The sequence below is a fragment of the Arthrobacter sp. KUASC02 genome, from assembly GCF_059739395.1.
This window is the reverse complement of record NZ_AP046053.1, coordinates 4,531,989-4,557,385: the sequence shown is the minus strand read 5'-3', so window position 1 is coordinate 4,557,385 and position 25,397 is coordinate 4,531,989. Positions and strand designations below refer to the sequence as shown.

The 25,397-nt window shown below is 66.9% G+C and carries 25 protein-coding genes; 14 read left to right on the top strand and 11 right to left on the bottom strand.

Annotation, left to right across the window (positions count from 1 at the left end):
- Positions 1-14 precede the first annotated feature (14 nt).
- From AC6JAC_RS20950 to AC6JAC_RS20925, 6 genes are all read right to left on the bottom strand, one after another.
- The gene (locus AC6JAC_RS20950) at positions 15-1,142 is read right to left on the bottom strand and encodes a Gfo/Idh/MocA family protein (RefSeq protein ID WP_051628831.1); all 1,128 of its coding nucleotides are present in this window, start codon (positions 1,140-1,142) and stop codon (positions 15-17) included.
- An 11-nt stretch (positions 1,143-1,153) separates the two neighbouring features.
- Positions 1,154-1,852 carry a ThuA domain-containing protein gene (locus tag AC6JAC_RS20945; protein WP_028270555.1) on the bottom strand — a complete coding sequence of 233 codons (699 nt, stop codon included), beginning with the start codon at positions 1,850-1,852 and terminating at the stop codon, positions 1,154-1,156.
- 15 nt (positions 1,853-1,867) lie between these two features.
- Positions 1,868-3,028, bottom strand: a complete 1,161-nt coding sequence (locus AC6JAC_RS20940) for a Gfo/Idh/MocA family protein (RefSeq protein ID WP_043438237.1) — start codon at positions 3,026-3,028, stop codon at positions 1,868-1,870.
- Positions 3,029-3,130: 102 nt separating this feature from the next.
- Positions 3,131-4,027 (bottom strand): carbohydrate ABC transporter permease, encoded by an 897-nt coding sequence (locus tag AC6JAC_RS20935; RefSeq protein WP_028270557.1) that lies wholly within the window; start codon positions 4,025-4,027, stop codon positions 3,131-3,133.
- A gap of 2 nt (positions 4,028-4,029) precedes the next feature.
- Positions 4,030-4,875: a carbohydrate ABC transporter permease gene (locus tag AC6JAC_RS20930; RefSeq protein WP_051628832.1), complete on the bottom strand. Its 846-nt coding sequence runs from the start codon at positions 4,873-4,875 to the stop codon at positions 4,030-4,032.
- A 98-nt stretch (positions 4,876-4,973) separates the two neighbouring features.
- Positions 4,974-6,299, bottom strand: coding sequence for an extracellular solute-binding protein (locus AC6JAC_RS20925; protein WP_028270559.1), 1,326 nt, complete (start codon positions 6,297-6,299; stop codon positions 4,974-4,976).
- 235 nt (positions 6,300-6,534) lie between these two features.
- On the opposite strand from AC6JAC_RS20925, the gene AC6JAC_RS20920 reads away from it, so the two are divergent.
- The 10 genes from AC6JAC_RS20920 to AC6JAC_RS20875 all read left to right on the top strand — a co-directional run bounded on the left by AC6JAC_RS20920 (position 6,535) and on the right by AC6JAC_RS20875 (position 14,266).
- Entirely contained in the window at positions 6,535-7,572 is a 1,038-nt protein-coding gene (locus AC6JAC_RS20920; protein WP_028270560.1) for a LacI family DNA-binding transcriptional regulator, read from the top strand.
- A gap of 131 nt (positions 7,573-7,703) precedes the next feature.
- Positions 7,704-8,006, top strand: a complete 303-nt coding sequence (locus AC6JAC_RS20915) for a DUF4193 domain-containing protein (protein WP_028270561.1) — start codon at positions 7,704-7,706, stop codon at positions 8,004-8,006.
- A gap of 112 nt (positions 8,007-8,118) precedes the next feature.
- Positions 8,119-8,421 carry an urease subunit gamma gene (locus tag AC6JAC_RS20910; protein ID WP_011690112.1) on the top strand — a complete coding sequence of 101 codons (303 nt, stop codon included), beginning with the start codon at positions 8,119-8,121 and terminating at the stop codon, positions 8,419-8,421.
- 9 nt (positions 8,422-8,430) lie between these two features.
- Positions 8,431-8,775 (top strand): urease subunit beta, encoded by a 345-nt coding sequence (locus tag AC6JAC_RS20905; RefSeq protein ID WP_028270562.1) that lies wholly within the window; start codon positions 8,431-8,433, stop codon positions 8,773-8,775.
- A complete protein-coding gene (gene ureC / locus AC6JAC_RS20900; RefSeq protein ID WP_028270563.1) occupies positions 8,772-10,517 on the top strand; it encodes an urease subunit alpha in 1,746 nt (581 codons plus the stop codon). Before AC6JAC_RS20905 ends, ureC begins: the two co-directional genes overlap by 4 nt.
- A gap of 22 nt (positions 10,518-10,539) precedes the next feature.
- Positions 10,540-11,025: an urease accessory protein UreE gene (gene ureE / locus AC6JAC_RS20895; protein WP_028270564.1), complete on the top strand. Its 486-nt coding sequence runs from the start codon at positions 10,540-10,542 to the stop codon at positions 11,023-11,025.
- Complete coding sequence (locus AC6JAC_RS20890) at positions 11,006-11,707, top strand: urease accessory protein UreF (protein ID WP_497966500.1); 702 nt, start codon at positions 11,006-11,008, stop codon at positions 11,705-11,707. Before ureE ends, AC6JAC_RS20890 begins: the two co-directional genes overlap by 20 nt.
- A gap of 26 nt (positions 11,708-11,733) precedes the next feature.
- Positions 11,734-12,351: an urease accessory protein UreG gene (gene ureG, locus AC6JAC_RS20885; protein ID WP_454697360.1), complete on the top strand. Its 618-nt coding sequence runs from the start codon at positions 11,734-11,736 to the stop codon at positions 12,349-12,351.
- On the top strand, positions 12,348-13,214 hold the full coding sequence (locus AC6JAC_RS20880; protein WP_497966498.1) for an urease accessory protein UreD: 867 nt from the start codon (positions 12,348-12,350) through the stop codon (positions 13,212-13,214). Before ureG ends, AC6JAC_RS20880 begins: the two co-directional genes overlap by 4 nt.
- A complete protein-coding gene (locus AC6JAC_RS20875) occupies positions 13,214-14,266 on the top strand; it encodes a HoxN/HupN/NixA family nickel/cobalt transporter (protein ID WP_497966496.1) in 1,053 nt (350 codons plus the stop codon). The genes AC6JAC_RS20880 and AC6JAC_RS20875 overlap by 1 nt, the downstream gene beginning before the upstream one ends.
- Here AC6JAC_RS20875 and AC6JAC_RS20870 read toward each other — a convergent pair.
- A complete protein-coding gene (locus AC6JAC_RS20870; protein ID WP_497966494.1) occupies positions 14,263-15,081 on the bottom strand; it encodes an MBL fold metallo-hydrolase in 819 nt (272 codons plus the stop codon). The two genes, AC6JAC_RS20875 and AC6JAC_RS20870, sit on opposite strands and share 4 nt — an antisense overlap.
- Before the next feature lie 146 nt (positions 15,082-15,227).
- Between AC6JAC_RS20870 and AC6JAC_RS20865 the strand changes: the two genes are divergently transcribed.
- Together AC6JAC_RS20865 and AC6JAC_RS20860 are read left to right on the top strand one after the other, a co-directional pair.
- On the top strand, positions 15,228-15,812 hold the full coding sequence (locus AC6JAC_RS20865; protein WP_497966492.1) for an HhH-GPD-type base excision DNA repair protein: 585 nt from the start codon (positions 15,228-15,230) through the stop codon (positions 15,810-15,812).
- 88 nt (positions 15,813-15,900) lie between these two features.
- Positions 15,901-17,451: an FAD-dependent oxidoreductase gene (locus tag AC6JAC_RS20860; protein ID WP_497966490.1), complete on the top strand. Its 1,551-nt coding sequence runs from the start codon at positions 15,901-15,903 to the stop codon at positions 17,449-17,451.
- A 13-nt stretch (positions 17,452-17,464) separates the two neighbouring features.
- Here the strand turns inward: AC6JAC_RS20860 and AC6JAC_RS20855 are convergent, their stop codons facing one another.
- Entirely contained in the window at positions 17,465-18,073 is a 609-nt protein-coding gene (locus AC6JAC_RS20855; protein WP_028270572.1) for a TetR/AcrR family transcriptional regulator, read from the bottom strand.
- A gap of 154 nt (positions 18,074-18,227) precedes the next feature.
- On the opposite strand from AC6JAC_RS20855, the gene AC6JAC_RS20850 reads away from it, so the two are divergent.
- Together AC6JAC_RS20850 and AC6JAC_RS20845 are read left to right on the top strand one after the other, a co-directional pair.
- Positions 18,228-19,685 (top strand): APC family permease, encoded by a 1,458-nt coding sequence (locus AC6JAC_RS20850; RefSeq protein ID WP_497966488.1) that lies wholly within the window; start codon positions 18,228-18,230, stop codon positions 19,683-19,685.
- Positions 19,675-21,348, top strand: coding sequence for an amidohydrolase (locus AC6JAC_RS20845; RefSeq protein ID WP_497966486.1), 1,674 nt, complete (start codon positions 19,675-19,677; stop codon positions 21,346-21,348). Before AC6JAC_RS20850 ends, AC6JAC_RS20845 begins: the two co-directional genes overlap by 11 nt.
- Before the next feature lie 22 nt (positions 21,349-21,370).
- Here AC6JAC_RS20845 and AC6JAC_RS20840 read toward each other — a convergent pair whose 3' ends face one another.
- The 3 genes from AC6JAC_RS20840 to AC6JAC_RS20830 all read right to left on the bottom strand — a co-directional run bounded on the left by AC6JAC_RS20840 (position 21,371) and on the right by AC6JAC_RS20830 (position 25,285).
- Positions 21,371-22,948, bottom strand: a complete 1,578-nt coding sequence (locus AC6JAC_RS20840; RefSeq protein ID WP_497966484.1) for a glycoside hydrolase family 43 protein — start codon at positions 22,946-22,948, stop codon at positions 21,371-21,373.
- 122 nt (positions 22,949-23,070) lie between these two features.
- Positions 23,071-23,910 carry an IclR family transcriptional regulator gene (locus tag AC6JAC_RS20835; protein ID WP_497966483.1) on the bottom strand — a complete coding sequence of 280 codons (840 nt, stop codon included), beginning with the start codon at positions 23,908-23,910 and terminating at the stop codon, positions 23,071-23,073.
- Positions 23,911-24,031: 121 nt separating this feature from the next.
- A complete protein-coding gene (locus AC6JAC_RS20830) occupies positions 24,032-25,285 on the bottom strand; it encodes a glycoside hydrolase family 1 protein (protein WP_497966481.1) in 1,254 nt (417 codons plus the stop codon).
- Positions 25,286-25,397 lie beyond the last annotated feature (112 nt).

The window sequence follows — 25,397 nt, the reverse complement described above, 5'->3', positions numbered from 1 at the left end:
AACCGCCGTGGCTGTTAACCGCCGAGGTCGGTCAGCGGCACCGCCTCGGGCCGTTCGCAGCGGCTCGCCACCTTGACCGACTGCCCCAGGGCCGCTGACTCCAGCACGGATTCCATCACCTCAAGCACGTGGAAGGCCAGCTCCCCGCCGGCCCGCGGCTCACTTCCGGCCGGGGTCCGGGCGAGGTCGTGCAGGCCGTAACCGCGGGCGGAATCCACATAGCCTGCTGAAACCGGAAGCACCTCCCAGTCCTCGCCGCCCAGGCTGCGCAGCTTGACGTCGCCGTCGAAATGGTTGGGGTCCGGCACCACCAGAGACCCCGTTTCGCCGTGGATCTCCAGGTTGGCCGACTGTGTGGCCACCGCGTCGAAGCTCATCACCAGCGTGGACAGCGCACCGGATTCGTGCACCAGGACACCCGTCACATGCGTGTCCGTGCTGACCGGAACGGTCTCGCCGGCACGCGGTCCGGTGCCGATGGTCCGCGTCTCGCGGGTGTGGCTCGCCGCTCCGATGACGGAGGCCACCGGACCCAGCAGCGTCACCAGCGCCGAGACGTAGTACGGCCCCATGTCCAGCAGCGGCCCGCCGCCGGGCACATAGTAGAAGTCCGGCTGCGGATGCCAGCGCTCATGCCCGGGTGTCACCATCGTGGCCGTGGCCGAGATCGGCGCCCCGATCAGGCCGTCGTCGATCGCCTTGCGGGCGGTCTGGATGCCGGTCCCCAGGACCGTGTCCGGCGCGCAGCCGACGACGACGCCGGCCGCCGCCGCGGCCTCGAGCACCTTGCGTGCCTCGTCAGTCGTGGCAGCCAGCGGCTTCTCGCCGTAGACCGCCTTCCCGGCGGCAATGGCGCGCAGGGCGATGTCCGCGTGGGCTGCCGGGATGGTCAGATTCAGCACCAGGTCCACGTCCGGGTCCGCCAGCAGCTGGTCCACACCCAGCGCCCGCACGCCCGGTTGCCCGGCCGCCACGGCCTCGGCACGGGAGGGATCGAGGTCCGCCACCGCCACCAGCTTGACGGTGGTCAGCCGCGGAAACGTGGCCAGGTAGGCGGCGATGATGTTGCCGCAGCCCACCACGCCGATCCGCAGCGGTGACGCAGACGGTGACTCGAGCGGTGACGCAGTCGGTGATTCCAATTCGGTGGTTCCTAGCGGCTGGCCCACAGCATGCCCCTTTCAATGATGGTGCGGACGTTATTGTCCTTGAGGATCTCCACGCTGTGGCCGGGTGTGGCCACGAAGATCCGGCCTTCGCCCCACGACCGCGTCCACACCGCCGGCGAGACCACGTCCCGGTGCCACGCGTCCTTGTCCCTGGCGGGCAGCGTGGTGGTGGCCAGCACGTCGATGTAGTCGTCCGAGAGCACCCAGTACTGCTCGGTGAAGAGCTCAAAGTCGCCGATCCCCGCAGTGACCGGGTGCTCCGCAGCGGCCGGCAGCATGTTCACGGTGTACGTCCGGAAGTTGTCCGTGGCATCCCCGTGCAGCTCACCGTGGTCCTTGACCGGATGGCAGGCGAACTGGCCGCCGATCAGGTGCAGGTAGTCCGAATTGTTCCGGTAGGAATCGGCAATCCCGCCGTGCCAGCCGGCCATTCCGGTGCCAGCCTCGATCGCGGCGCGGAGCCCCTCGAACTCGGCCTTTTCGATGGTGGTCATGGTGTTGCACTGCACGATCAGGTCCACGCCGGCCATGTACTCGGCGTCCGCGTACACCGCCGCCGACTCCTCCACCCGCACAATGAAACCCTGCTCGCGGAGGAACGGGATAAAAAGGTCCGTGGCTTCGAGGGGCTGGTGTCCGTCCCAGCCGCCGCGCACCACCAAGGCATTCTTTGTCTCAGTCATTTGATGTCCTTTTCGTCAGTCCACTGAAGTCCAGCGGGAATCCTTGCCCGCACTGTGTTCCACTGCCGCCAGCACCCGCTGCACCTGGAGGGCGTCGGAGAACGACGGCGTGGGCTGGCTTCCGGCCCCGATGGCCGTCAGCAGGTCCACCACCTGGTGCGTAAAGCCGTGCTCGTAGCCGAGCCCGTGGCCCACCGGCCACCAGTTGCCGGTGTACGGGTGGTGGGCCTCCGTAACGTTGATCCGGCGGAAGCCGAGCGACTCCGGATCGGCGCCGCTGCCGCCGTCGTAGTAGTTCAGGTAGTTCATGTCCTCGAAATCGAAGGCGATCGACCCGTGCGAGCCGTTCACCTCCAGGCGCATGGCGTTCTTCCTGCCCAGCGCCGCCCGGCTTGCCTCGAAGACGCCGATGGGGCCGCCGTCGAACCGTGCACTGAAGATCACCGCATCGTCCACGGTCACCGGACCGCGCTCGACGTCGGCACCCACCGCGCCGCTGCCGCCAAGGCCCACGAAGTCCCCGCCGACGGGACGCTCCTTGGTGAAGGTCTCCATGATGGCAGAGACGCCCGTGATGCTCTGGCCGGTGACGAACTGGGCGGCGTCGATGCTGTGGGCGCCGATGTCACCGAGGGCACCGGAGCCCGACTTCGCCTTGTCCATCCGCCAGGTCAGGGGAGCGTTCTCGTCCGACAACCAGTCCTGTAGGTACTGTGCGCGCACCTGGCGGATGGTTCCGAGCTTGCCGTCCCGGACCATGTTCCGGGCCAGTGCAAGGGCCGGCGTACGGCGGTAGGAGTATCCGCACATGGCGAAAACCCCGCGGGCAGCTGCCTCGGCGGCAACCTCCGCCATTTCCTCGGCCTCCGCAACGCTGTTGGCCAGCGGCTTCTCGCACAGCACGTGCTTGCCGGCCCGCAGCGCGGCGATGGCAATCTCCGCATGGGTGTCGCCGGGAGTGCAGATGTCCACGAGGTCGACGTCGTCCCGCTCCACGAGTGCCCGCCAGTCCGTTTCCGTGCCGGCCCAGCCCAGGCGGCGGGCGGCAGCCGTCACCCGGTCAGCGTCCCGGCCGGCGAGCACGCTCAGCTCCGGGACCAGCGGGAGGTCGAAAAAGCGTGGCGCGGTGCGCCAGGCGTGCGAGTGGGCTGCGCCCATAAAGGCGTGGCCCACCATGCCGATGCGGATCGGCGGGGCGTCTGTGGCCGTCGGCGATTCTGGCGTAGTGCTTGCGGGCGTACTGCTTTCAGGCGTACTCATGTGGGTGATCTCCAAGGGTCATTTGCTGAAGCCGGCGGTGAGGCCGCTCAGCAGCTGGCGGCGGCCCACGATGTACAGGACAAGGATGGGCAGGGTGGTGAGGACCACGGAGGCCAGCACGGCGGGGATGTTCACGCTGTATTGGCCCTGGAAGGTCCAGAGCGCCAGCGGAAGCACGCGCAGTTCAGGGCTCTGCGTGAGGATCAGCGGGAGCAGGAAGCCGTTCCACACCCCCAGGCCGTTGTAGATGGCCACGGTGACGATTGCGGGCTTCACCAGCGGCAGCGCCAGTCGCCACATGGTCTGCCACTCGTTGCAGCCGTCCAGCCGCATGGACTCGAACAGCTCATCCGGCACGTCCCGGATGAAGTTGGCCAGGATCAGCACCGTGAGCGGGATGCCGAACGCGATGGACGGCAGGATCAGGGCCAGCAGGCTGTCGTAGAGGTTCAGCCGGATGATCAGCAGGTACACCGGGATGATGGTGGCCTGCAGCGGAATGGCCAGGCCCATCAGGAACAGGCCGTTGACGAGCTTCAGGAACTTCCCGCGGCCGCGGACAATCGCGAACGCGGCCATGAAGGAAAACAGCACCGTCGGCAGCACCGCTCCGGCCGTGACCAGCGCGCTGTTGAGGAAGTACCGTGCGAAGTCGGCTTCCAGCACCATCCGGTAGTTGTCCAGGGTGGGGTTCGACGGCGGTGCCAGCGGGTTTTCGCTGAAGTAGCCCGCCTGGCTCTTGAAGCTGGTGATGACGATGTAGTAGATCGGAATGATGATGACGGCGAGCCAGATCCAGCCGGCCAGGCCGCCGGGAAGGTTCAGCTTCCGGATCCGGCGGCCGAGGCCGCGGTTGGGCGCCGGCTCCGCGGGCTTCAGGGCTGCGGGCGTTGCTTTGGTGAGGGTGACGCTCATGGTCAGAGTCCTTCCAGCTGGCTGCCGCCGGCGTTCTTGCCGCCCAGCCGCTGCAGCAGCAGGGCCAGGCCGAGTCCCACCACCACCAGGATGACGGCGATGACGCTGGCGGGGCCCATCAGGTTGGCCCGGAACCCTGTCAGGTACATGTCCAGGGCAAGGATCCTGGTGGAGTTGCCCGGGCCGCCGGCGGTGAGCACGAAGATGAGGTCGAAGTAGGTCAGCGATCCCACCACCATGAGGGTGGAGGAGGTGATGATGGTGTATTTCAGCTGCGGCACGGTGATGTAGAAGAACTGCTTGACCCGGCCGGCGCCGTCGATCTCGGCAGCCTCGTAGAGCGACTTGGGGATCTGCCGCACGCCGCCCTGGTAGATCAGGGTGTGGAACGGGACAAACTGCCACGCGATCACGAAGATCACCAGGAACAGCACCAGCTGCGGCTGTCCCAGCCAGTCCTGGGCCAGGAACGGAAGGCCCAGGCCTTCCGCCAGGCCGAAGTTGGGGTCGAGCAGCGCCTTGTAGGCGATGGCGATGGCTGCTGAGGAGAGCAGCAGCGGCAGGAAGTAGAGCACCGCCAGCACCGCCCGGTACTTCTGGCTGCCTGCCGTGAAGGTACCCAGCAGCAGGCTGATGGGTGTCTGTACCAGCCAGGACACCACCATGATCACGAATGTCAGCCACACCGCGTTGTACATGACGGGATCGGACAGGACGGCGAGCCAGTTGTCCATGCCGGCCACGCTGATCGCACCGATGCCGTCCCAGTTGGTGAAGCTCAGGGCAACGACGCCCAGGAGCGGGAGGACGGCGAAAACCGCGAAGAACAGCAGCGCGGGCAGGACCATCCAGCCTAGCGATCCGCCCTGGGCCTTAGTGCCTGTGGTGCTGTGGTGCCCGGCAAGTTGCTGCTCCGCCGGCTCGCGGGCAGTGAGTGCTCCGGCGCTCATTTCCCAAGCGTCGCATTCATGTTTTCGGCAAACTGCGCCGGGGTGATGGACTTGAGGAACAGCTGGTCGATGTTGCTCAGCAGCGCCTCGGCGGCGGTGGGGCTGAGGGCCTGGTCCCAGGACTGCTGCAGGCTGGGTGCGTTCTTGCTCAGCGTGTACACGTACTTCAGGAAGTCCTTGTCCTCGCTGGAGGCGAGCTTGTCCTCGATGCCCTGGACAATTGGCACAGCGCCGGAAGAGATGTAGGCGGTGATCTCGTCCGTGGTCAGCAGGCCGTCCTTGAAGAACTTCTTGGCGGCCTCCTTTTCGGCGTCGCTGGCCTTCGCGGAGATGGACAGGTACTGGGCGGGGTTGCCCACGGTGTTGAGCGGATCACCCTTGCCGCCGCTGACGGTGGGGAAGTCGAACCAGCCGAGCTTGCCGTCCTTCACGAACGTGCCGCCGTCGTGCTTCATGCCTCCGTAGGTCCAGGCCCCGTGCAGCATCATGGCGGCCTTGCCGGTGAAGAGGAGTGCCTGGTCCGCGTTGCTGTCCGCCGTGATGGAGGAGAAGCCCTTGATGAAGCCGTTGGCGGACACCAGTTCCTGGATCTTGGCACACGTTTCCAGCACCGCCGGATCGGACCAGGCCTTGGCCTTGCCGTCGAAGATCGCCTGGAAGACTTCCGGTCCGCCGATCCTGTCCAGCAGGTATTCCAGCCACATCATGGATGTCCAGCGCGACTGGCCGCCGAGCGACAGCGGGGCAACGCCCATGTCATTGAAGGTCTTGGTCAGGGCGATCAGCTCGTCCCAGGTCTTGGGCGGCTGGGCGTTGGCCTTCGCGAAGAGTTCCTTGTTGTAGTAGAAGACAATCGGCGCCACGGTCTGCGTGGGTACGGCGTAGATCTTGCCGTCAACCGTGGCCGCGCCGAACGAGGACGGGAAGAGCTTGGCCTTGATGTCGGGATTGGCGTCGAACCAGCCGGTGAGGTCCTCCACCTGGCCCGCCTGTGCATAGGTCTTCAGCGTTCCGCCGCCCCAGCCGTAAATGATGGTGGGCGCCTGGCCTGCGCCGATGGCCGTTTTGATCTTGGTCTTGTAGGCATCGTTCTGGAAGACGGTGGCCACGATCTTGGAATCGGGGTTGGCCGCGTTGAAGGCATCCAGGCTCTTCTTCCGGATGGACTCGTTGGGTTCTCCGGTCAGCGACCAGAACGTGGCGCCGCCTGCCGGTGCCGTGCCGGGGCCGGAGGTGCCGCAGGCGGTCACCGTCCAGGCGGCCAGGGGAGTGAGGGCTGCAAGGGCAAGGAATGACCTGCGTGAGGAAAGACGTGATTCCATTCTGATCTCCATTGAAAAGAGCCGCGGCATTGCGGCGCCGGTGGCGGTGCTGCCCGGGCGGGCGGCACCAGCAATGAACAGAGGCTTTCGAAATATTTCGCAACTAATTCGTTGACTGAAATAGAAGTTAGCCCCGTTTTGGTCCCAGCGTCAAGGGTTTCCGCCCAAATATTGACGGCACTGCCGCGACTGGTGCAGACTTCAGCTACCGAAATATTTCGAGAAAGTTGCTGTGATGCCTGCAAAGACACCGAAGGCCAAATTGAACCTGGCCGATGTCGCGGCGCTGGCCGGGGTGTCCGCGCCCACCGTTTCCAAGGTCATCAACGGCCGCGACGACGTCGCCGAGCCGACGCGCGTCCGCGTCCAGAAGGCCCTCGTGAAGCTTGGCTACGAGTCGCCGATGCAGCGCAGGGTCAGGTCCGCCGGCCCTGTCCTGGTGGACCTGGTCTTTGACGGCTTGGACAGTTCGTACTCCCTGGAAGTGATGTCCGGCATCGTGGCCTGCGCCGCCGAGGAAGGCGTGGAGGTGGTCCTGAGCAGCGTGACCCCGGACAAACTCAAGAACACAGACCACGAGCAGTGGTCCCAGCGGCTGTTCGACGCCGGCCGCAAAGGCCTCATCCTGGTGACCTCCGAAATCACTCCCGTCCAGCTGGAATCCTTCCGGCGCAGGAGCATCCCGGTGGTGGTGATCGACCCGCTGAACCCGCCACGTTCCGGCTTTGTCAGCGTGGGCGCCACCAACTGGGCGGGCGGCAAGGAAGCCGCAGAGCACCTGATCGCCCTGGGCCACACGAAAATTGCCTTCCTGGGCGGCCCGGAGGCCGCGGAATGCAGCGTTGCCCGGCTCCACGGTTACCTGGCGGCCCTGCGCGCCAACAACATCCCGGCGAATCCGGACTACATTGTGTCGGGCCAGTTCCAGCGCTACTTCGGCGTCGCCGGTGCGCGCCGGCTCTTCGCCCTTGCAGACCGGCCCACGGCCATATTTGCCGGCAACGATGCCATCGCGCTGGGCATCCTGGACGAAGCCCGCGCGCAGGGGATCAGCGTGCCCGGGGACCTGAGCCTGGTGGGCTTCGACGGCACCGACATCACCGAACAATCCGTGCCACGACTGACATCCGTGGCCCAGCCGCTGCAGGAGATGGGGCGCACGGCGCTCCGGTCCATCCTGCGGCTGGCCAACGGGGAAGCCCTGGAATCAACCCATGTTGAACTCGCCACCCAGCTGGTGGTCAGGGACTCCACGGCGGCGCCCGCCGGCTGATTTCTTCCTGCAGCGTGCCGCACATTACACCACTTCGACTTAGTTCGTTGTGGTATATCGGGAATAAGGGTGCGATGGTGTAGGTTGCATTCCCGTCAGGGCACGAACATCAGAAAAGAGAAACACCCAAAGTGGCAACCGATTACGACGAAGTACGATCCGACGTCAAGGAATCCCAGGAGAACTCCCTGGAGGCGCTTCAGTCCGCCAACGCCCCCGACGCGCGAAGCGTTGTCCGGGAACTGGATGAGACCGACGCGCTGGACGACGGCATGGTCCCCGGCGGGGAGTTCGTCGCCGAGGAACTGGTGGTCCAGGTCATCCCCCAGGCGCAGGATGAATTCACCTGCTACTCCTGCTTCCTGGTCCGGCACCGGTCCCAGATCGCCCGCGAAAAGAACGGTCACGCCTATTGCGTTGATTGCGAAGGCTAAGGGGCGCCGCACCGTCTCCCGCTGTCCCTGAACCGGGAGACGGTCCCCTGAAATCTCACGGAAACGTGACCGGCCTACTGTTGTCACAAAGCAGTACGTTGAAGGGATTCCGATGCACCTGATGCCCCGTGAGCAGGAAAAGCTCATGATCGTGGTCGCCGCCGACCTCGCCCGGCGCCGCCAGGCCCGCGGCCTGAAGCTGAACTTTCCGGAATCCGTGGCGATTATCAGCTACGAACTGATCGAGGGCGCCCGGGACGGCCGCACCGTGGCCGACCTCATGAGCTACGGCACCACGCTGCTGACCCGGGACGACGTGATGGAGGGCGTGCCGGAAATGATCCACGACGTCCAGATCGAGGCCACGTTCCCGGACGGCACCAAGCTCGTCACCGTCCACGATCCGATCCGCTAGGGGCAGGCGATGATTCCAGGTGAGTACGTTCTCAGGTCAGCGCCCGTTGTGGTGAACGCCGGACGCGAGGCGGTGGACGTCGTCGTGGTTAACACCGGTGACCGGCCCGTTCAGGTGGGCTCGCACTACCACTTCGCCGAAGCGAATGCCGCCCTTGAGTTTGACCGGCTGGCCGCCTACGGCCGGCGGCTGGACATCCCGGCCGGCACTGCGGCGCGGTTTGAGCCGGGGGACAGCAAGACCGTCCGGCTGATCGAACTGGCCGGCAGCCGCGAGGTGTACGGTCTCAGCAACGCCGTGAACGGCAAGCTGGCAACGGCTGGTCCCAACGCAGAAAAGGGTGACGCCAAGTGAGCTTCGAACTGAGCCGCAGGCAGTACGCGGACCTGTACGGCCCGACGACGGGCGACGCCATCCGCCTCGCGGACACCGAGCTGTTCCTGGAGATCGAAAAAGACCTCACCGTGTACGGCGAGGAAGTGGTGTTCGGCGGCGGCAAGGTGATCCGCGACGGCATGGGCCAGAACGGCCAGGTGACGCGGGACGGGAACGTCCAGGGCGCAGCCGTTCCCGACACCGTCATCACCAACGCCGTCATCCTGGACTACACCGGCATCTACAAAGCCGACGTCGCGCTCAAGGACGGCCACATCTTCAAGATCGGCAAGGCTGGCAACCCGCAGATCGCCGACGGCGTGGACATCGTCATCGGCGCCAGCACCGAGATCATTGCCGGGGAACGGAAGATCCTCACCGCCGGCGGCGTGGACACGCACATCCACTTCATCTCCCCGGACCAGGTGCCCACCGCCCTCACCAGCGGCGTGACCACCATGGTGGGCGGCGGGACCGGGCCGGCCGAAGGAACCAAGGCCACCACGGTCACACCCGGCAAATGGCACATCCAGCGGATGCTGCAGGCCACCGAAGGGATGCCCATCAACATCGGGCTGTTCGGCAAGGGCCACGCCTCCGCCGTCGAGCCGCTGGCCGAGCAGATCCGCGCCGGTGCCATCGGGCTCAAGGTCCACGAGGACTGGGGTTCCACCACCTCATCAATCGACAACTCCCTGAAAGTGGCGGACGAATACGACGTCCAGGTGGCCATCCACACCGACACCCTCAACGAGTGCGGCTTCGTGGAGGACACCATCCGGGCCATCGGCGGCCGGGTGATCCACACCTTCCACACCGAAGGGGCCGGCGGCGGACACGCCCCGGACATCATCAAGATCGCCGGGCTCCCGAACGTCCTGCCCGCCTCCACCAACCCCACCCTGCCGTACACGCGCAACACCATCGAAGAGCACTTGGACATGCTGATGGTGTGCCACCACCTCAACCCGGACATCCCGGAAGACGTGGCGTTCGCGGATTCCCGCATCCGCGCCGAGACCATCGCCGCCGAGGACGTCCTGCAGGACCTGGGCATCTTCGCCATCACCTCCTCCGACTCCCAGGCCATGGGCCGGGTGGGCGAGGTGATCACGCGCACCTGGCAGGTGGCGGACAAGATGAAGAAGCAGCGCGGCGTCCTGAAGGATCCGGCAGGGGGTGCCCATGGTTCCGAGGAGAGCGACAACTTCCGGCTCAAGCGCTACGTGGCGAAGTACACCATCAATGCCGCCATCGCGCAGGGCATGGCCGACTCCATCGGCTCGGTGGAGGAAGGCAAGTTCGCCGACCTGGTGCTCTGGGACCCCGCGTTCTTCGGGGTCAAACCCGAGCTCGTCCTCAAGGGCGGCCAGATCGCCTACGCGCTGATGGGTGACGCCAACGCCTCCATCCCCACGCCGCAGCCACGGACGATGCGTCCCATGTTTGCCGCGTTCGGCAAGGCCGTGCAGCAGTCCTCCATCACCTTCCTGTCCCAGTCCGCCATCGACGCCGGTGTGCCGGAACAGCTGGGCCTGCAGAAGGTCATCCGTCCCGTGTCGGGGATCCGCACTCTGTCCAAGGCCGACCTCAAGTTCAACGACGCCACTCCGGACATCCAGGTGGACCCGGAAACGTACCAGGTGACCGTGGATGGCGAGGACGTGACCTGCGAACCGGCGGACGTGCTGCCCATGGCGCAGCGCTACTTCCTCTTCTAACCTCCCGAGCACCGGAGCACCCGTGATTATCGAAAAGATCCTCGGCAACCTGCACGACCTCCCTGCCGCCGAAACCGCAGCCTTCGCCGGGCTGCACCGGGAGAAGGTGGTGCTGCCCAGCGCCCAGCTGGTCAAGCGCATCCAGCGCGTCACCACGGACCACGGCAAGGAGCTGGGCATCCGGCTGCCGTCCGGTTCCGGGGACCTCCGCGACGGCGACATCCTGCACGTGGCCGAAACCAACATGATCGTGGTGTCCGTGCTGCCCACCGACGTCCTGGTGGTGGCGCCGCGGACCATCCACGAGATGGGGGTGGTGGCGCACTCGCTGGGGAACCGGCACCTGCAGGCCCAGTTCTTCGACGCCGCCTCCGAGTACGCGGCCGAGGTGATGGTGTGCCAGTACGACCACACCGTGGAGGACTACCTCAAACACGTCGGAGTGCCCTACAAGCGCCAGGAACGCGTGATGCCCGTTCCGTTCCGCCATGCTGAACACTCGCACTGACGCCACGGCCGCGGCAGGCAGTTACCAGCTCGCGCTGCAGCAGCTGACCGACTCCGCCCTGCCCACAGGAGCGTTTGCGCACTCGCTCGGCTTCGAGACCTACATCGAGCGCGGCCTGGTCCATGACGAGGCGTCCTTCGGGGTGTGGCTGTCCGCGTTCATCGGGCAGCAGCTCACGTACTCCGACGGCCTGGCCATCAGGTTCCTCTACGACGGCGTTCCCCTTGCCGAGCTGGATCCGCTGCTGACTGCGCAGCTCCTGCCGCGGCAGCTGCGGGAGGCGAGCACCAAGATGGGCACCCGGCTGCTGGAGATCGGGTCCGAAGTGTTCCCCTCCCCGGAGCTGGCGGAGTACCGGGAGCTGGTGACCGCCGGCCGGGCCGCCGGCCATCAGCCGCTGGCGTTCGCCGTCGTCGCCCGTTCCCTGGGTGTGCCGCGCACCGAAGCGCTCGCCGCCTACCTTTTCGCCGCGGTCACGTCCCTGACCCAGAACGCCGTCCGCGCCATTCCGCTGGGGCAGAACGCCGGCCAGCGGCTGCTGCGAAAAGCGGCCGACGACGTCGCTGCCGCCGTCGAGCGGGTGGGGCGCCTGGCGCCGGACGACTTCGGGGCCGTCAGCCCCGGACTGGAAATTTCGCAGATGCGGCACGAGCGTCAACGTGCCCGCATGTTCATGAGCTAACTGTGCATATTACTGAGGAGGACAGCATGTCTGAACCCATCAAGATCGGCATCGGCGGACCGGTCGGCGCCGGCAAAACCCAGCTCGTGGAGCGGCTCACCCGGCACATGAGCCGCGAGATTTCCATGGCCGCCATCACCAACGACATTTACACCATCGAGGACGCCAAGATCCTGGCCGCCAACGGCATCCTGCCCGAGGACCGGATCATCGGCGTCGAAACCGGCGGCTGCCCGCACACGGCCATCCGCGAAGACACCTCGATGAACACCGCGGCCATCGAGGAACTCAAAAAGCGCCACCCGGACCTGCAGGTCATTTTCGTGGAATCCGGCGGCGACAACCTGTCCGCCACGTTCAGCCCGGAGCTGGTGGATTTCTCGATCTACATCATCGACGTGGCGCAGGGCGAAAAGATCCCGCGCAAGGCCGGCCAGGGCATGATCAAGTCCGACCTCTTCATCATCAACAAAACCGACCTCGCCCCGCACGTGGGTGCGGACCTCTCGGTGATGGAGCGCGATTCGAAGGAGTTCAGGGGCGAGAAGCCGTTCTGCTTCACGAACCTGAAGACAGACGAAGGCCTGGACGCGGTCATCGATTGGGTGCGGCGCGACGTCCTGATGCTCGACCTGGCCCAATGACGGCGGCCGTTGCTGCCGCGGTTGAGTCCCCGATGGGGGAGCTTGAGCTCGTCGTCGCCGTGCGCGGCGGCCGGTCCGTGGCCGCGCACCAGTACCATCGGGGTGCCCTCCGTGTCCTGCGGCCGCATTACCTGGATGACTCGGGCCAGGTTTGCTACGTCCTCGTGAATCCGGGCGGGGCGTATCTGGGGGCCGACCTCTATGTCATCGACGTGGAGGCGGGCGACGGGGCCAAAGTGCTGCTGACCACGCAGTCGGCCACGAAAATCTACCGGACCCCGGGGTCGTTCGCCGAGCAGCGCATGACACTCCGGCTGGGGGAGGGGGCACAGCTGGAACTGGCTCCGGACCAGCTGATCGCCTACCGGGAGGCCAGCTACCGGCAGAACACGCACATCACCGTGCGGCCGTCGTCGAGCCTGGTCATGGCTGAAGTGGTGACGCCGGGGTGGTCGCCGGACGGGGCGTCGTTCCGGTACGAGGAACTGCGGCTGCGCAACGAGATCCACGTGGCGACACCGGAGGGCACCAGGATGCTGGCGCTCGACAACCTGCTGATCCGGCCGCCGCTGAACGACGTCACCGGCCTGGGATTCATGGAAGGCTTCAGTCACCTGGGGTCGCTGGTGGTGGTGGACGCCCGGGTGGACCAGGCGCTCGCGGATGAGTTCCATGCGCTCACGGCCGGGCACGACGCCCATACCGGGGTGTCCCTGACCGCGTGCGTTGGCGGGACCACCGGCCTGGTGCTGCGGTCGCTGTCCAACTCCACGGAGGAACTCAACCGGCTGCTGGGCGCCTGCACCGCCCTGCTGCGTGAACGCTGGTACGGGCAGCCACCCCTGAACCTGAGGAAGTACTGATGACCGTGCTCAGCGGGTTCGCCGCGATGTACCGGGAACGGGAACAACTGCCGCTCCGGACGCGCCTGCTGTTCGCGTTGGGTGCGGTGGCCGCACTGCATGTTGCCGCCGTCGTCCTGTTGCTTGCCAGTTCGGCGGGTGCCGCGCAACCGCTGGCACTGGGTCTGGTGCTCACCGCCTACCTGGCTGGCATCAAACACAGCTACGACTGGGACCACATCGCCGCGATCGACAACTCGACGCGGAAGTTCGTGGCCCAGCACAAGGATCCCGTGAGCGTGGGGTTCGCCTTCAGCCTGGGCCACAGCTCGGTAGTGATCCTGGCCGGAGCGCTGGTGGTGGGCGGCGCCGCGATGGTGGGCGAGTTCATGGAGGACGGAACCACCGGAAACCTGGTCCTGGGCCTGATCGGCAGCGGCGTCTCCGGGCTGTTCCTGCTGGCCATGGGCCTGTTCAACGGATCGGCGTTCCTGCGGGCCGCGCGGGCGTACCGGAACGTGCAGGGCGGCGGGGAACTGCGGGACGGGGACCTGGAGGCCAGGGGATTCGTGGCACGCCTGCTGGCCAAACCGTTGGCCAGGGTCCAGAGGCCGCGGAACATCTACGTCATCGGCTTCCTGTTCGGGCTGGGATTCGATACCGCCACCAGCATCGGGCTTCTGGTGATGACGACGGCGGCATCCCTCGCCGGGGTCTCCCCGCTGGCCCTCCTGGCGTTGCCACTGGCCTTCACTGCTGCCATGACGTTGTGCGACACCGTCAACGGTGTGGCCATGATGCGCATGTACCGGTCAGCCATCCACAATCCGCGGCGGAAGCTCGGATTCAACGCCCTGATCACCGGTATCTCCGCTGTGTCCGCGCTTTTCATTTCGGCCATCACGCTGGGTGGATTCTTCAACGCGGCCTTTGGCCTGGAGGATCCCCTCACCACTTGGCTGGGTGCGGTGGACCTGGGCGAGGCCGGCCTGCTGCTCGTAGCGGTGCTGCTGGCCGTGTGGGGCGTTGCCGCGTGGCGGGAGCGGTTGAAGGTCCGGGCCCAAGCCGCCTAGGGAGTCTGGTTCTGCTGCCTCTCAGCGAGCCGCAGAAGTTGCCATTTGTGCACATCAGGCAGCCAATCCAACGGAGCCGACGGGCCGATCCGGGGGTCGTCGGGAACACGGCCGTCCCGCACGTCCTGCACATAGGCGCGATCCTGCTCGATGCGTGCCCGCAGCTGCCCGGCTCCGCCGACTGAGCCGTGACCGGGGATGACGGCGTCAACGGCGTCGGCCACGTTCTCGAACAGCCGCAGCGCTGCGAGGTAGTCCCCGAGCGGATCCGCGGCCGCCAGGTCGAGGAACGGCATCAGGATGTCCGAAAGCATGTCGCCGGCGACCAGGACGCGGCGGTCCTCGATCAGCAGCGCCGCATGGCCCGGGGCATGGGCGCGGTGCTCGATGATCCGGACCGTGGGGCCGTCCCACGGAATATGCGTAGCCCCGGCAGGCAGGCCGGTGACGAGGCCGAGCAGATCCATCGGGATCTCGTCGGCGTACTCCGGCGGCAGCCCCTCGGCTACACGGGCTTCCCAATCAGCATGCGAGAGCAGGTCCTGGAGGGAGGCCGCGCAACGGGCTGTACCGTAGCGGGGCGCGTCGCCGAAGGCCGGGTGCCAGAGAACGTGGTCCCAATCAGGATGGGTGGAGAAGCCTGCAACAACGGGCCGGCCCAGCTCGCGGAGGTCGTTCGCGAGGGCCGCCATTTCGTCGCCTGTTATGCCGGGGTCGATGAGCAACACCCCGTCCCGGCCCTGCACGACGATGGAATTGCTCTGGATGAACTCGCTCACATGAACGAGGACGCCCTCAGCGACGTGCTTCAGCATGACATGCCTTCCGCTTGTGGGTTTCGACCGCTGGTTGGGACGGTATTACCTGGCGACAGTCGATTGCAAGCACTTGAGATCGGCTGTGGAGACCCGGGCTGTTGGACCCCATGACGCGGACAGGGCCGGGTGGGAGGATAGGACGCATGGAACTGCACATCACAGGGGACCCCGCGGCGGACAAACTACTCAGCGACGACGCGTTTGCGCTGCTCACCGGCATGCTGCTTGACCAGCAGGTGACCATGGGATCGGCATTTGCCGGTCCCGAAAAGATCCGGACGCGCATCGGCTCCATGGACCCCGCGGCGATCGCCGGGTACAACCCCCAGGACTTCGTCGAGATGTTCAAGGAACGCCCGGCCGTCCACCGGTTCCCCGGATCCATGGCCGGACGTGTCCAGGCTCTCGCGGAAACGGTGCACCAGGACTGGGCCGGGGACGCCACGGCCATTTGGACCCAGGGCGATCCTGACGGTAAGGAGGTGCTGCGCCGGCTGAAGGCCCTGCCGGGATTCGGCGAGCAGAAGGCAAAGATCTTCCTGGCGCTGCTGGGGAAGCAGTGCGGACTCCAGGCAGAAGGCTGGCGCGAGGCCGCTGGCCACTACGGCCAGCAGGATTCGTACCTGTCCGTGGCCGACATCGTTGACCCGGAGTCGCTGACCAAGGTGCGCGCCAGCAAGCAGGCTGCCAAAGCTGCTGCCAAGGCTGCGAAGTCCGCCGGGGACTGACGGCGACGGCCGGACGGCTGCGGCGCCGAAAGGCTCCAGGCCGGGAAGGCTCCTAGTAGGGAAGCCAGCTACGTGAAAGGCGGGGACCGTGAGTGAGCAGCCTGCAGGTAAGTTCGCCTCCCTCTGGGCGGCCACGAGCGCATCCACGGGATACGCGGCCCTCGATGAAGACCTCCATGGTGCCCTCGAAGTGGATGTGGCCGTGATCGGTGGCGGCATCGCCGGCCTCACCGCTGCGCTGGCCCTGAAGCAGGCGGGCCAGACGGTGGCGGTGCTTGAAGCAGCCCGTGTGGGCACCGGAGTCACCGGGAACACCACCGGCAAGGTCACGTCCCTGCACCGGCTGGCTTACACCGAGCTTGCGGGCCGCCACGGCAACGAGGCGGCCCGCCTCTACGGGCAGGCCAACGAAGCCGCGATTGAGCACGTGGCCGGAACAGTTGACGCGGAGGGGATCGACTGCGGCTTCCGGCGGGTCTCCAACTACACATACGCGGAATCGGAGGATTCGCTGGCCCTGGTCCGCGAGGAAGCGGCGCTCGCTGCCAGGCTGGGACTTCCCTCGTCCTTCACTACCGAGGTGCCGCTTCCGTTCACGGTTGGATCGTTGCCGGTCGCAGGGGCGGTCCGCTTTGATAACCAGGCGCAGATCCACGCACTCCGGTACGTCCAGGGCCTGGCCCGTGCGGTGGACGGGGGCGGAAGTTTCGTCTTCGAGGACTCGCCCGCCACGGGTTTCCGGGACGGCTCGCCGGCCGTCGTCGACACGGAGCGCGGCTCCGTCCGGGCGCAGGAAATCATTGTCGCCACCAATATGCCGTTCGGGGACAACGGATTCTTCGCCGGGCGAACCTACGCGCACCGCTCGTACATCGTTGCCGCCCGCTCCGACTCTGCCCCTTTGGATTCCACGTTTGTCAGCGTTGACGAGCCGATGCGCTCCATCCTGACTACCGACATCGGCGGCATCAGTTATGTTCTGGCCGGCGGAGAAGGGCACCCCGCCTTGGAGCAGGTTGACTCCGCCGAACGGTACGGCAGGCTCGCCGCCTTCGCCCGGGACCGGCTCGGCGCCGGAGAGATCGCCTTCCGCTGGTCCACCCAGGACGCCATGCCCGCCGACGGGCTGCCCTTCGTCGGGCGCCTGTCGCCGGACTTCCGGCATGTCCACGTGATCACCGGGCTGCGCAAATGGGGGCTGACCAACGGAACGGCCGCCGCCCTGATCCTCCGGGATCTGCTCTGCGGCCGCACCAACCAGTGGGCGGCATTGTTTGACAGCACCAGGGCCGTCCCGGCACGGGGTGCCGTGCCTCCGGAGGCGGCTCTTCGGGAGGCGCCTCTTCCGAAGAAGCCTCTTCCGGAGGCGCCGGCCGCACCGCCCACGATCGCCCCGGGGCAAGGAAGAGTCGTGGACGTGGACGGAGCAAAGACCGCCGTCTACGTCAGCCCTGCGGGCGGCATCAGCGCCGTTTCGGCTGTTTGCACGCACCTGGGCTGCACGGTGGAGTTCAATGCGGCCGACGTGACGTGGGACTGCCCGTGCCACGGTTCCCGGTTCAGCACCGACGGCACCGTTATCCAGGGACCGGCCACCCGGAACCTCGAGGCCAGCCCGGCCCCGGCGGACCCCGGCTGAGCGCGGCCCGGCGTTAACCGGCCAGCTTGGCCCGAAGCCCGCCGATGATCACGTCCAGGCCGAAGTCGAAGGCGTGCCCGCCCCGTTCCTCCGACGGTCCCGCATTCCCGACTGCCCGCTTAAGTGTGGGGTAACCCTCCGCCGGCGGGTCCCAGACAATCTCCGGGGCCGCGAGGTCCAGGGCCGCGCCCAGGGCAAAACTGTCGATGGTGGAGATGGCCGCCACCACGTCCCGCCCCCGGAACCCCGCCGCCTCGAGGGCCAGCGCCAGGTCTTCGTAAAGCCCGATGACGTCCGGATCAGTGATCGTTTGCAGGACAAGGAGCGGCGCCAGCCGCGGGTGGCGGACGAACGCATCCCGGTAGGCGCGGATCAGGACCCGCAGGGCCGCTTCCCAGTCGCTGTGGTCCACCGGCGGATACGGCTCTTCGGTGATGATCCGGTGGCGCAGGAGCTCCAGGATCTCGTCCCGGCCGCTGACGTGGTTGTAGATGGAGGACTGGCTGACGCCGATCTTCTTCGCCAGCTTAGGGAAGCTGAAGTCGCCGCCCTCATCAACCAGCTCGAGGGCGGCGGTGGTGAGGGCCTCCACGGATATCAGCGGGAGGAGCGGGCGCCCCATGGGTTCTCCTGACTGCAGCTTTTGAACGTCATCCCAGCCTAGTCGGCGGGACTCCGCGGGTCCGTTTTGGGAAAAGTATTGTGCTCTGCGCCACACGCATTCATAATAAACGAAAGCCTTTCGTTTAGCAGGGCTCCCCAGAAAGGACGGACCAGTGCCGGATACCCAAACCAGACCACCGACGTCGTCCGCGGACGGCGACCTCAAGCGCAATGCCCTCGGCACAGGCGGCATTGCCTTCCTTGTCATCTCGGCAGCAGCGCCGCTCACCGTGATGGCCGGTGTGGCCCCCGTAGCTATTGGAGTCGGCGGCATCGGCGCCCCGGCCGGCTACCTCCTGGCAGGCATCGTGCTCACCCTCTTCGCCATCGGGTTTATGGCCATGACCCGCCACGTCAAGGCGTCCGGCGGCTTCTACACGTACATTTCGCTGGCCATGGGCAAGACCGTGGGGCTGGCGTCCGCCATCCTGGCGATCGTCTCCTACAACTGCCTGCAGATCGGCGTCTACGGCCTCTTCGCGGTCCAGACCCACGACATGTTCAAGGTACTGTTCGGACTCGACGTGCCGTGGCCGGCCATCGCGCTCGCCGCCGTCGCCGCCGTGTGGTTCCTCGGCTACCGGGGGATCGACGTCGGCGCGAAGGTGCTCGGCGTGCTTCTGGTCGCCGAGACCGGCATCCTGGCCGTGATGGGAGTGGGCATCCTCGGCAGCGGCGGCGCACACGGAATCAGCGTGGGTTCCTTCAGCCCGGAGAACGCGTTCGGCCCGGGCGTGCTGGCGATCCTTGGCATCTGTTTCGCCGCCTTCATGGGCTTCGAGTCCACCGTGCTGTACCGGTCCGAGGCGCGCAACCCGGATAAATCCGTGCCGCGGGCCATGTACATCGCGGTCGGCTTTATGTCCGTTTTCTACGCCTTCATCGTCTGGACCGTGGTCCAGGCCTACGGCGAGGGCGCCGTGGTCGAGGCCGCCGGCGAAATGGCCGGCGGGATGTTCTTCCAGACCATCAACCACTACGTTGGCCCGTGGGCAGAAGTGGTGATGTATCTCCTGATCGTCACCAGCGTCTACGCCTCGCAGCTGGCCTTCCACAACGCGATCAACCGCTACGTCTACATGCTGGCCCGCGACGGAGTGCTGCCTGCCTTCCTCGGCAGGACGCACCACAGGTTCCAGTCCCCGCACCGGGCCGGCCAGCTGCAGACTGTCCTGGCCGCCCTGGTGATCGCCATCTGCGCCCTGCTCAACGCCGACCCCTACCAGCAGCTGCTGATCTGGGTGAACACCCCCGGGATCTTCGGCATCGTGGGGCTCCAGGGCCTGGTTTCGGTGGCGGCCTTCCTGTACCTGCGCCGGAACCCCGACGCCGCGACGCACAAACTCATGGTGCCGCTCAGCCTGGCCTCGGCCATCCTGCTCTTCGGCGTGGTGCTGCTGATAGGCATCAACATCGAGCTGCTCACCTTCGCCGATGCACTGACCAACACCATCCTCATCCTGGTGACACCCGTCGTCTTTCTCGCCGGGCTTGCGGCTGCCCGCTGGGTCCGCCGCCGCCGTCCCGAAACCTTCGCGCAGATTGGAAGCTTCGAAACCCATGAATCCTGATGTGATCATCCTGGCCGACACCATCCACACCATGGAGGGCAGTTCCTCCGGAGGTCCCGCCCCGCAGGCGGTGGCCGTCGAGGGCGGCGTGATTGCCGCCGTCGGAAGCCGTGACGATGCCGAAAACTGGCCGGCCGCGGAGGTCATCGACTTCGGTGCCGCCGTGCTGACTCCCGGCCTGGTGGACTGCCACATGCACCCTGTCTTCGGCCTCGAACTGACGCGCGGCATCGACCTGTCCGGCGCCACCGACCTTGCTGGCGTGCGCGCACTGCTGCGTGCCCAAGCGGAAGCAACCCCCGCAGGGGACTGGGTGCGGGGCTGGGGTCTTGATCCCAATGTGTTCGGATCTGCCACTGCCCACCGCGAACTGATTGACGACGTCGTCTCCGGGCTCCCGTGCCTCATCCGCCTCTTCGACGGGCATTCCGCGCTGGCCAGTTCCCGGGCACTCGAACTGGCCGGAGTCACCGGCCCGCGGGCTTTCGACCAGGCCTCGGAAGTGGTGTGTGACCGCAGCGGCAGGCCCACCGGGCTCCTGCTGGAGGCCGCCGCCGTCGAGCTTGTTGCGCAGGTGATGCCGGCGGAGCCCTTCGGCGAACGGAAGGCGAGGCTGGCGGAATTCTTCACACAGTTCGCGCGGTCCGGGCTGACCGGGGCGCACGTCATGGACTGCGGGGAGGGCTCGCTGGAGCTTTACCGTGCTCTGGAACAAGAGGCCCTCGAAGAAGAGGACCCCGGGCATGATCGGGCCGGCGGCCTTCCGCTGCGCCTGCGGATCTCGCCGTGGTGCATGCCCGGCAGCGTCGAGCAGGACTGGCAGCGGCTTGCGGAGCAGATCGGAGTGGGCGGAAAGCGCTGGGAGGTAGCCGGCATCAAGCTGTTCGTTGACGGCACCGTGGACAACGGCACGGCGTGGCTCTTCGAGCCGGACGCCTACGGGGAGTCCGTGGCCCCGTTCTGGCCCCGCCCGGAGGAGTATGCGGCGGCGGTGCGCTTCTTCGCCGGCCGCGGGATTCCCACCGCTACCCACGCGATCGGCGACGCCGGAGTGGCTGCGGTCCTGGATGCGTTCGAGTCCCTGCCTTCGGCGGTGCGGTCGGTTGCGCATGCGGCCGTGCACCGGATCGAGCACCTCGAAACCGTCCCGGACGCCCTCATTGAGCGGTTCTCCCGCGCCGGCCTGGTGGCGAGCATGCAGCCGACGCACTGCACCCACTACTCCCGCGCCGACCACACGGACAACTGGTCCAGGCGCCTGGGGGAGGAGCGCGCGAACAACGCCTGGCGGTGCGCGGACCTCCGCGCGGCGGGAACCACCCTGGGGCTCGGCTCCGACTGGCCGATCGCCCCCTTCGAGCCGCTGCCGATTTTGGCGGACGCGCAATTACGACGGCGGTCCGGCCATCCGGGCGAACAGCCGGTGGTTCCGGGCCAGGCCCTCACTGCCTTGCAGGCGCTCGAAGGCTACACCTCGCACGCTGCCAAAGCGGCAGGGGAGTGGGCTGTCTCCGGGTCTGTCACGGTGGGCAAGCGCGCGGATTTCACCGTGTTCGACGTCGATCCGCTGTCGGTTGCCCCGGATGACCTGGCCGCCGCCCGGGTTCTGGCGACGTTCGTGGACGGTCGGGCCCAGCACCTCGCCGTGGGCGCCGTCCGGTAACGACCGGGCTGAGGCGCGCAGGTCAGGAGGCGGCGTCGTAGTCGAACCGTTCGACGACGGCGCTCCCCCCGACTGCACACACGCCGACGACGCGGCCGGTGAAACCGCCTGCGACTTCGGTGGACACATACCGCCCGTCCAGCCGGGCCAGCGTCACGGTGGTGCCGCCCTGCTGAAATCCGAGGAGGATCTGGTCCGGGCCGGTGTTCTTGCCCGGCTGGCCCGCGAAGGGAGCGTCGGTGCAGCTGACCTCCAGCCGGACAGCGCTCGTTGATACAGCGACTGTTGACGGATCCCGCGGGGCCGTCGCCAGCACCTGCCGCAGCGGCCCGATCTGGGCCACGGCCCTGACTTCGCAGTCGGACGCTTCAACCGCATACCAGTGGGAGTCGTCGATCCTCAGCACCAGCCTCACCGCCGTGCCTGCCGCCAGGCGGACAGTGGCGCTGGCGCTCCAGGCATGGTCCCTGACCCTGGTCGCGAGGACGGGTGCGGCTCCCACGGGCCCACCCGCGACGCCGGAATCTCGGGCGCCGCCGGGCTCCCCGCTCCTGACGAGGCGACCGCCTGCGGCCGGGGCCGTGAAGGACGCCGGATCGTTGCCCGGGGAGATCCACCGCAGATGGAGCTGGTCCGCGGAAAAGTCATCGGAAAAGGAGGTGTCCACGGCTGGCACCTGGTAGCGGTCCTCGTCGAACCCGGGCCAGCCGTCAGCCCAGTTGATGCCCGCGACGAAGGTTTCCCGCCCCAGGACGTGGTAGCCGGGGACCACGCCGCGGGGGCGTACGCCCAAGTAGACCGCCGCCCAACCGCCGTCGGCCGTTTCGACCAGGTCGGCGTGCCCCGCATTCTGTACCGTGGCAGCAGTGCTGCGGCGGCTGAAGACCGGGTTGTCCGGATACGGCTCGAAGGGGCCCGCCGGCGAGCTGCTCCGGCTGACCGAAACGGCATGGCCCCGTTCGGTGCCGCCCTCGGCGAGGACCAGGTACCACCAGTTGCCGTGCTGATAAAGGTGCGGGCCTTCGGGGAATGCGAGCCCGGTTCCCTGCCAAACCTTCCGCGGACGTTCCAGCAGCTGACCGGACAGGGGATCCAGGAGCGCCTGGACGATCCCCGATTCGTTTTCAGCGGGTCCAAAGCCCACCCAGGTGAGGTAGCAATTGCCGTCCGCATCCCACGCGATGTCCGGGTCGATGCCCAGGGTCCCCGGAATCCGGACCGGGTCGCTCCAGGGCCCCGCCGCGTTGCCGGCATGCATCAGCAGGTGGCCGCCGCCGAAGTCGCTCATGTTCGTGGTCACGAACCAGAACCGGCCGTTGTGGTACCTCAGGGTCGATCCGAAGATCCCGCCGGAAGGCCGGCGGTCTCCGGCGGCAAACTGGCTCCGCCGCGTGAGGATGTTCCCGATCTGCTCCCAGCTGACGAGGTCGCGGCTGTGGAAGATGGGCGCCCCGGGGAAGTATTCGAAGCTTGACGTAGCCAGGAAATAGTCGTCGCCCGCGCGGCAGATGGTGGGGTCCGGGAAGAAGCCGGGGATGACCGGTGTGATGGCGGCGGACGCTGTGGCTGGCCGCGCCAGTTCCGCTGCACTGTCAATCATCAGGGCTCCATCCGTAGCAAAGTGTTCACTGCCGGCTTTCTGGGGCCGGCAGTTCCTACGTTAGGGAGCCCGGTCCGGCGGCTGGACCGTGGATTTCAATGGTTGGAACGTAAGCCGGGCTGTTATGCCCGCCCCGCGTCCCGGACGCCGGAGCTGGCTTCGGCCCGGTACCCGAGGTTTCGGGACACCGCCCTGGCCGTAGCCTGGACTGCCGGCGCCAGGACGTTCGGGGGAGTGGCGCCGTCGGGGACCACAATGGACAGTGCGGCAACCACGGCACCCTGGGCATCGAATATGGGTGATGCCACGGAAACGGTCCGGGAGGGCGCAGACCGTCTGATCATCGCGACGCCGGTGCGGCGGACGTCGGAGAGCGTTCGCCTGAGCTGGCCCTCCGGCATGGCGTCCACCCCGGCCTCCACGTCGGCGGGCTGACGGATCACAGCCTCCTGGAAATCCGCGTCCGCGCCGGAGAGGAGAACCAGGCCGACGGCGGTGGACCGTAGCGGCGCGCGGCCGCCCACCCGGTAGGCCACCTCGGTGGCCTCCTTGGAGGACAGCCGCTCGATCAGCACGGCCTCGTTTTTGTCGCGGACCGCCAGCAGGACGTGGTGGCGCGTTACTTCAAAGAGGTCCTCCAGATAGGGCAGCGCGATTTCCCGCACGCCGTGGCCGCGGGGCGACAGCGATGCGACTTCCCAGAGCCTCACGCCCACCACGTACCGGCCGTCGTCGAGCCTTTCCAAGGCGCCCCACGCCACTAGCCGGGCAATCAACCGGAGCGCCGTTGGCGCCGGCATGTCTGCGTACCTGGCCATTTCGGACAGCGTCAGGGCACGACGACGGTCGGTGAAGACCGCGAGGAGGCTCAGGGCCCGGTCAATGACCGGTTCGCCCTGCTTGGGGCGCTTGCCGCGGGCGGGAGCGGCAACGTCCGGACCGCTTTCCGGGACTGCTGTCATCTCACACCGTTCCTTCTTCGTCGCCAGTGACCCCCACCACAATAGTGTTTCGCCCAATGAAACTCCTAGCTGGTGTTCCATGGTCTCCGCGCTCACTGGGCGGGGCGTCACCAGCACCGGTTCAGACGGACTCCACCACCTTCGCCCGGGCGAGGCTGCCGAGGAACCTGGCGCTTTCCTTCGGGGTCCGTTCCTGGGTAGTCCGGTCCACCGCGATGAGGCCGAACTTGGGTCGGTAACCGAAAATCCACTCGTAGTTGTCGAAGGCAGTCCACGCAATGTAGCCGCGCACGTCGATCCCGTCCGCCAGGCAGGAGGCAACGCCGTCCACCGCCGTGCGGAGGTAGGCAAGCCGCTGGGTGTCGTCCTCGGTGGCAAGGCCGTTCTCCGTGACGATCACGGGAATGCCGGCAACGCGGTGAGCTTCCCGAATGGTGGCCTCAAGGCCCTGGGGGTAGATCTCCTCGCCCATCTGGTTGGTGGGGACGCCCTCCGCAGCCGGAGCCAATCCGTCCGGACCGAAGACGGTGCGGCCATAGGTCTGGATTCCCACGAAGTCGTCGCTGCGGGAGGCTTCCAGAAAGCGTTCGTTGACGTCGCGGCGGGCCGAGTCAGCAAAGTCCTGGCCGCCGTCGATGGACTGGATATCGGAGTTTGCAAGCGTCCAGCCCACCTGCAGCTCCGGCCGCCTGGCCTTGATGGCTGCCGTGGCGGCCCGGTGCGCCGCCAGCTTTACGTCAAACGCGGCCTCTGTGGCAGTGAACTGGAACGGGGCCACCGTACTGGCGGCCACGCCCAAGCGCTCCGCGGCTGTAGCCCAAACCGGAACAGAACCGCGGTCTTCCGGGGCCTCGCTGAACAGTCCGATGGATTTCAGTAGCCAGGGAAGGTTGGGTTCATTCAGGGTGCAGGCGATGCCAATGAGGTCGCCCAGGTGCGCCATGGCCCGGTCGCAGTAGCGGGCAAAGAGCCCGGCGGTCCTCGGACCTTCCCAGCCGCCGGCCGCCAGAAGCCACAGCGGCGAGGTGAAGTGGTGGAACGTGACCACCGGGGTGAGCCCGTGCTCATGGCAGGCCTCCAGGACGCGGCGGTAGTGGTTCAGTTCCGCCACCGAGAAATGTCCTTCTTCGGGCTCGATGCGGGCCCACTCCAGCGAGAAGCGGTAGCTGGTGAATCCCAGGCCGGCAATCAGGGCGATGTCCTCGCGGTACCGGTGGTAGTGGTCCACGGCGTCCCCGGACGGTTCGGCGAAGATCGTTCCGGGAAGCCTTTCCAGGAACCAGCAGTCGCTGTTGACGTTGTTTCCTTCGACCTGGTGGGCTGCCGTGGCGACGCCCCATAGGAAATCCTGCGGGAAGGCAAAAGAGTCGGTCATCTGGTTCCTTTCGATGCGAGCCCCAGGCGACTGTGCGGGGGGCTGACTGTCCATCCTCTGTGCCCGGCGCCGGACCATGGGCAGCCGTTTTCATTGATTGAAAGACTCATCG

Excerpts from the sequence above, each read along its gene's own strand:
- AC6JAC_RS20945 (WP_028270555.1), bottom strand. The coding sequence starts at position 1,852 with ATGACTGAGACAAAGAATGCCTTGGTGGTGCGCGGCGGCTGGGACGGA.
- AC6JAC_RS20940 (WP_043438237.1), bottom strand. The coding sequence starts at position 3,028 with ATGGTGGGCCACGCCTTTATGGGCGCAGCCCACTCGCACGCCTGGCGC.
- AC6JAC_RS20935 (WP_028270557.1), bottom strand. The coding sequence starts at position 4,027 with ATGAGCGTCACCCTCACCAAAGCAACGCCCGCAGCCCTGAAGCCCGCG.
- AC6JAC_RS20930 (WP_051628832.1), bottom strand. The coding sequence starts at position 4,875 with ATGGTCCTGCCCGCGCTGCTGTTCTTCGCGGTTTTCGCCGTCCTCCCG.
- AC6JAC_RS20925 (WP_028270559.1), bottom strand. The coding sequence starts at position 6,299 with ATGGAATCACGTCTTTCCTCACGCAGGTCATTCCTTGCCCTTGCAGCC.
- AC6JAC_RS20920 (WP_028270560.1), top strand. The coding sequence starts at position 6,535 with ATGCCTGCAAAGACACCGAAGGCCAAATTGAACCTGGCCGATGTCGCG.
- AC6JAC_RS20910 (WP_011690112.1), top strand. The coding sequence starts at position 8,119 with ATGCACCTGATGCCCCGTGAGCAGGAAAAGCTCATGATCGTGGTCGCC.
- AC6JAC_RS20905 (WP_028270562.1), top strand. The coding sequence starts at position 8,431 with ATGATTCCAGGTGAGTACGTTCTCAGGTCAGCGCCCGTTGTGGTGAAC.
- AC6JAC_RS20890 (WP_497966500.1), top strand. The coding sequence starts at position 11,006 with ATGCTGAACACTCGCACTGACGCCACGGCCGCGGCAGGCAGTTACCAG.
- ureG (WP_454697360.1), top strand. The coding sequence starts at position 11,734 with ATGTCTGAACCCATCAAGATCGGCATCGGCGGACCGGTCGGCGCCGGC.
- AC6JAC_RS20880 (WP_497966498.1), top strand. The coding sequence starts at position 12,348 with ATGACGGCGGCCGTTGCTGCCGCGGTTGAGTCCCCGATGGGGGAGCTT.
- AC6JAC_RS20875 (WP_497966496.1), top strand. The coding sequence starts at position 13,214 with ATGACCGTGCTCAGCGGGTTCGCCGCGATGTACCGGGAACGGGAACAA.
- AC6JAC_RS20870 (WP_497966494.1), bottom strand. The coding sequence starts at position 15,081 with ATGCTGAAGCACGTCGCTGAGGGCGTCCTCGTTCATGTGAGCGAGTTC.
- AC6JAC_RS20865 (WP_497966492.1), top strand. The coding sequence starts at position 15,228 with ATGGAACTGCACATCACAGGGGACCCCGCGGCGGACAAACTACTCAGC.
- AC6JAC_RS20855 (WP_028270572.1), bottom strand. The coding sequence starts at position 18,073 with ATGGGGCGCCCGCTCCTCCCGCTGATATCCGTGGAGGCCCTCACCACC.
- AC6JAC_RS20845 (WP_497966486.1), top strand. The coding sequence starts at position 19,675 with ATGAATCCTGATGTGATCATCCTGGCCGACACCATCCACACCATGGAG.
- AC6JAC_RS20840 (WP_497966484.1), bottom strand. The coding sequence starts at position 22,948 with ATGATTGACAGTGCAGCGGAACTGGCGCGGCCAGCCACAGCGTCCGCC.
- AC6JAC_RS20835 (WP_497966483.1), bottom strand. The coding sequence starts at position 23,910 with ATGACAGCAGTCCCGGAAAGCGGTCCGGACGTTGCCGCTCCCGCCCGC.
- AC6JAC_RS20830 (WP_497966481.1), bottom strand. The coding sequence starts at position 25,285 with ATGACCGACTCTTTTGCCTTCCCGCAGGATTTCCTATGGGGCGTCGCC.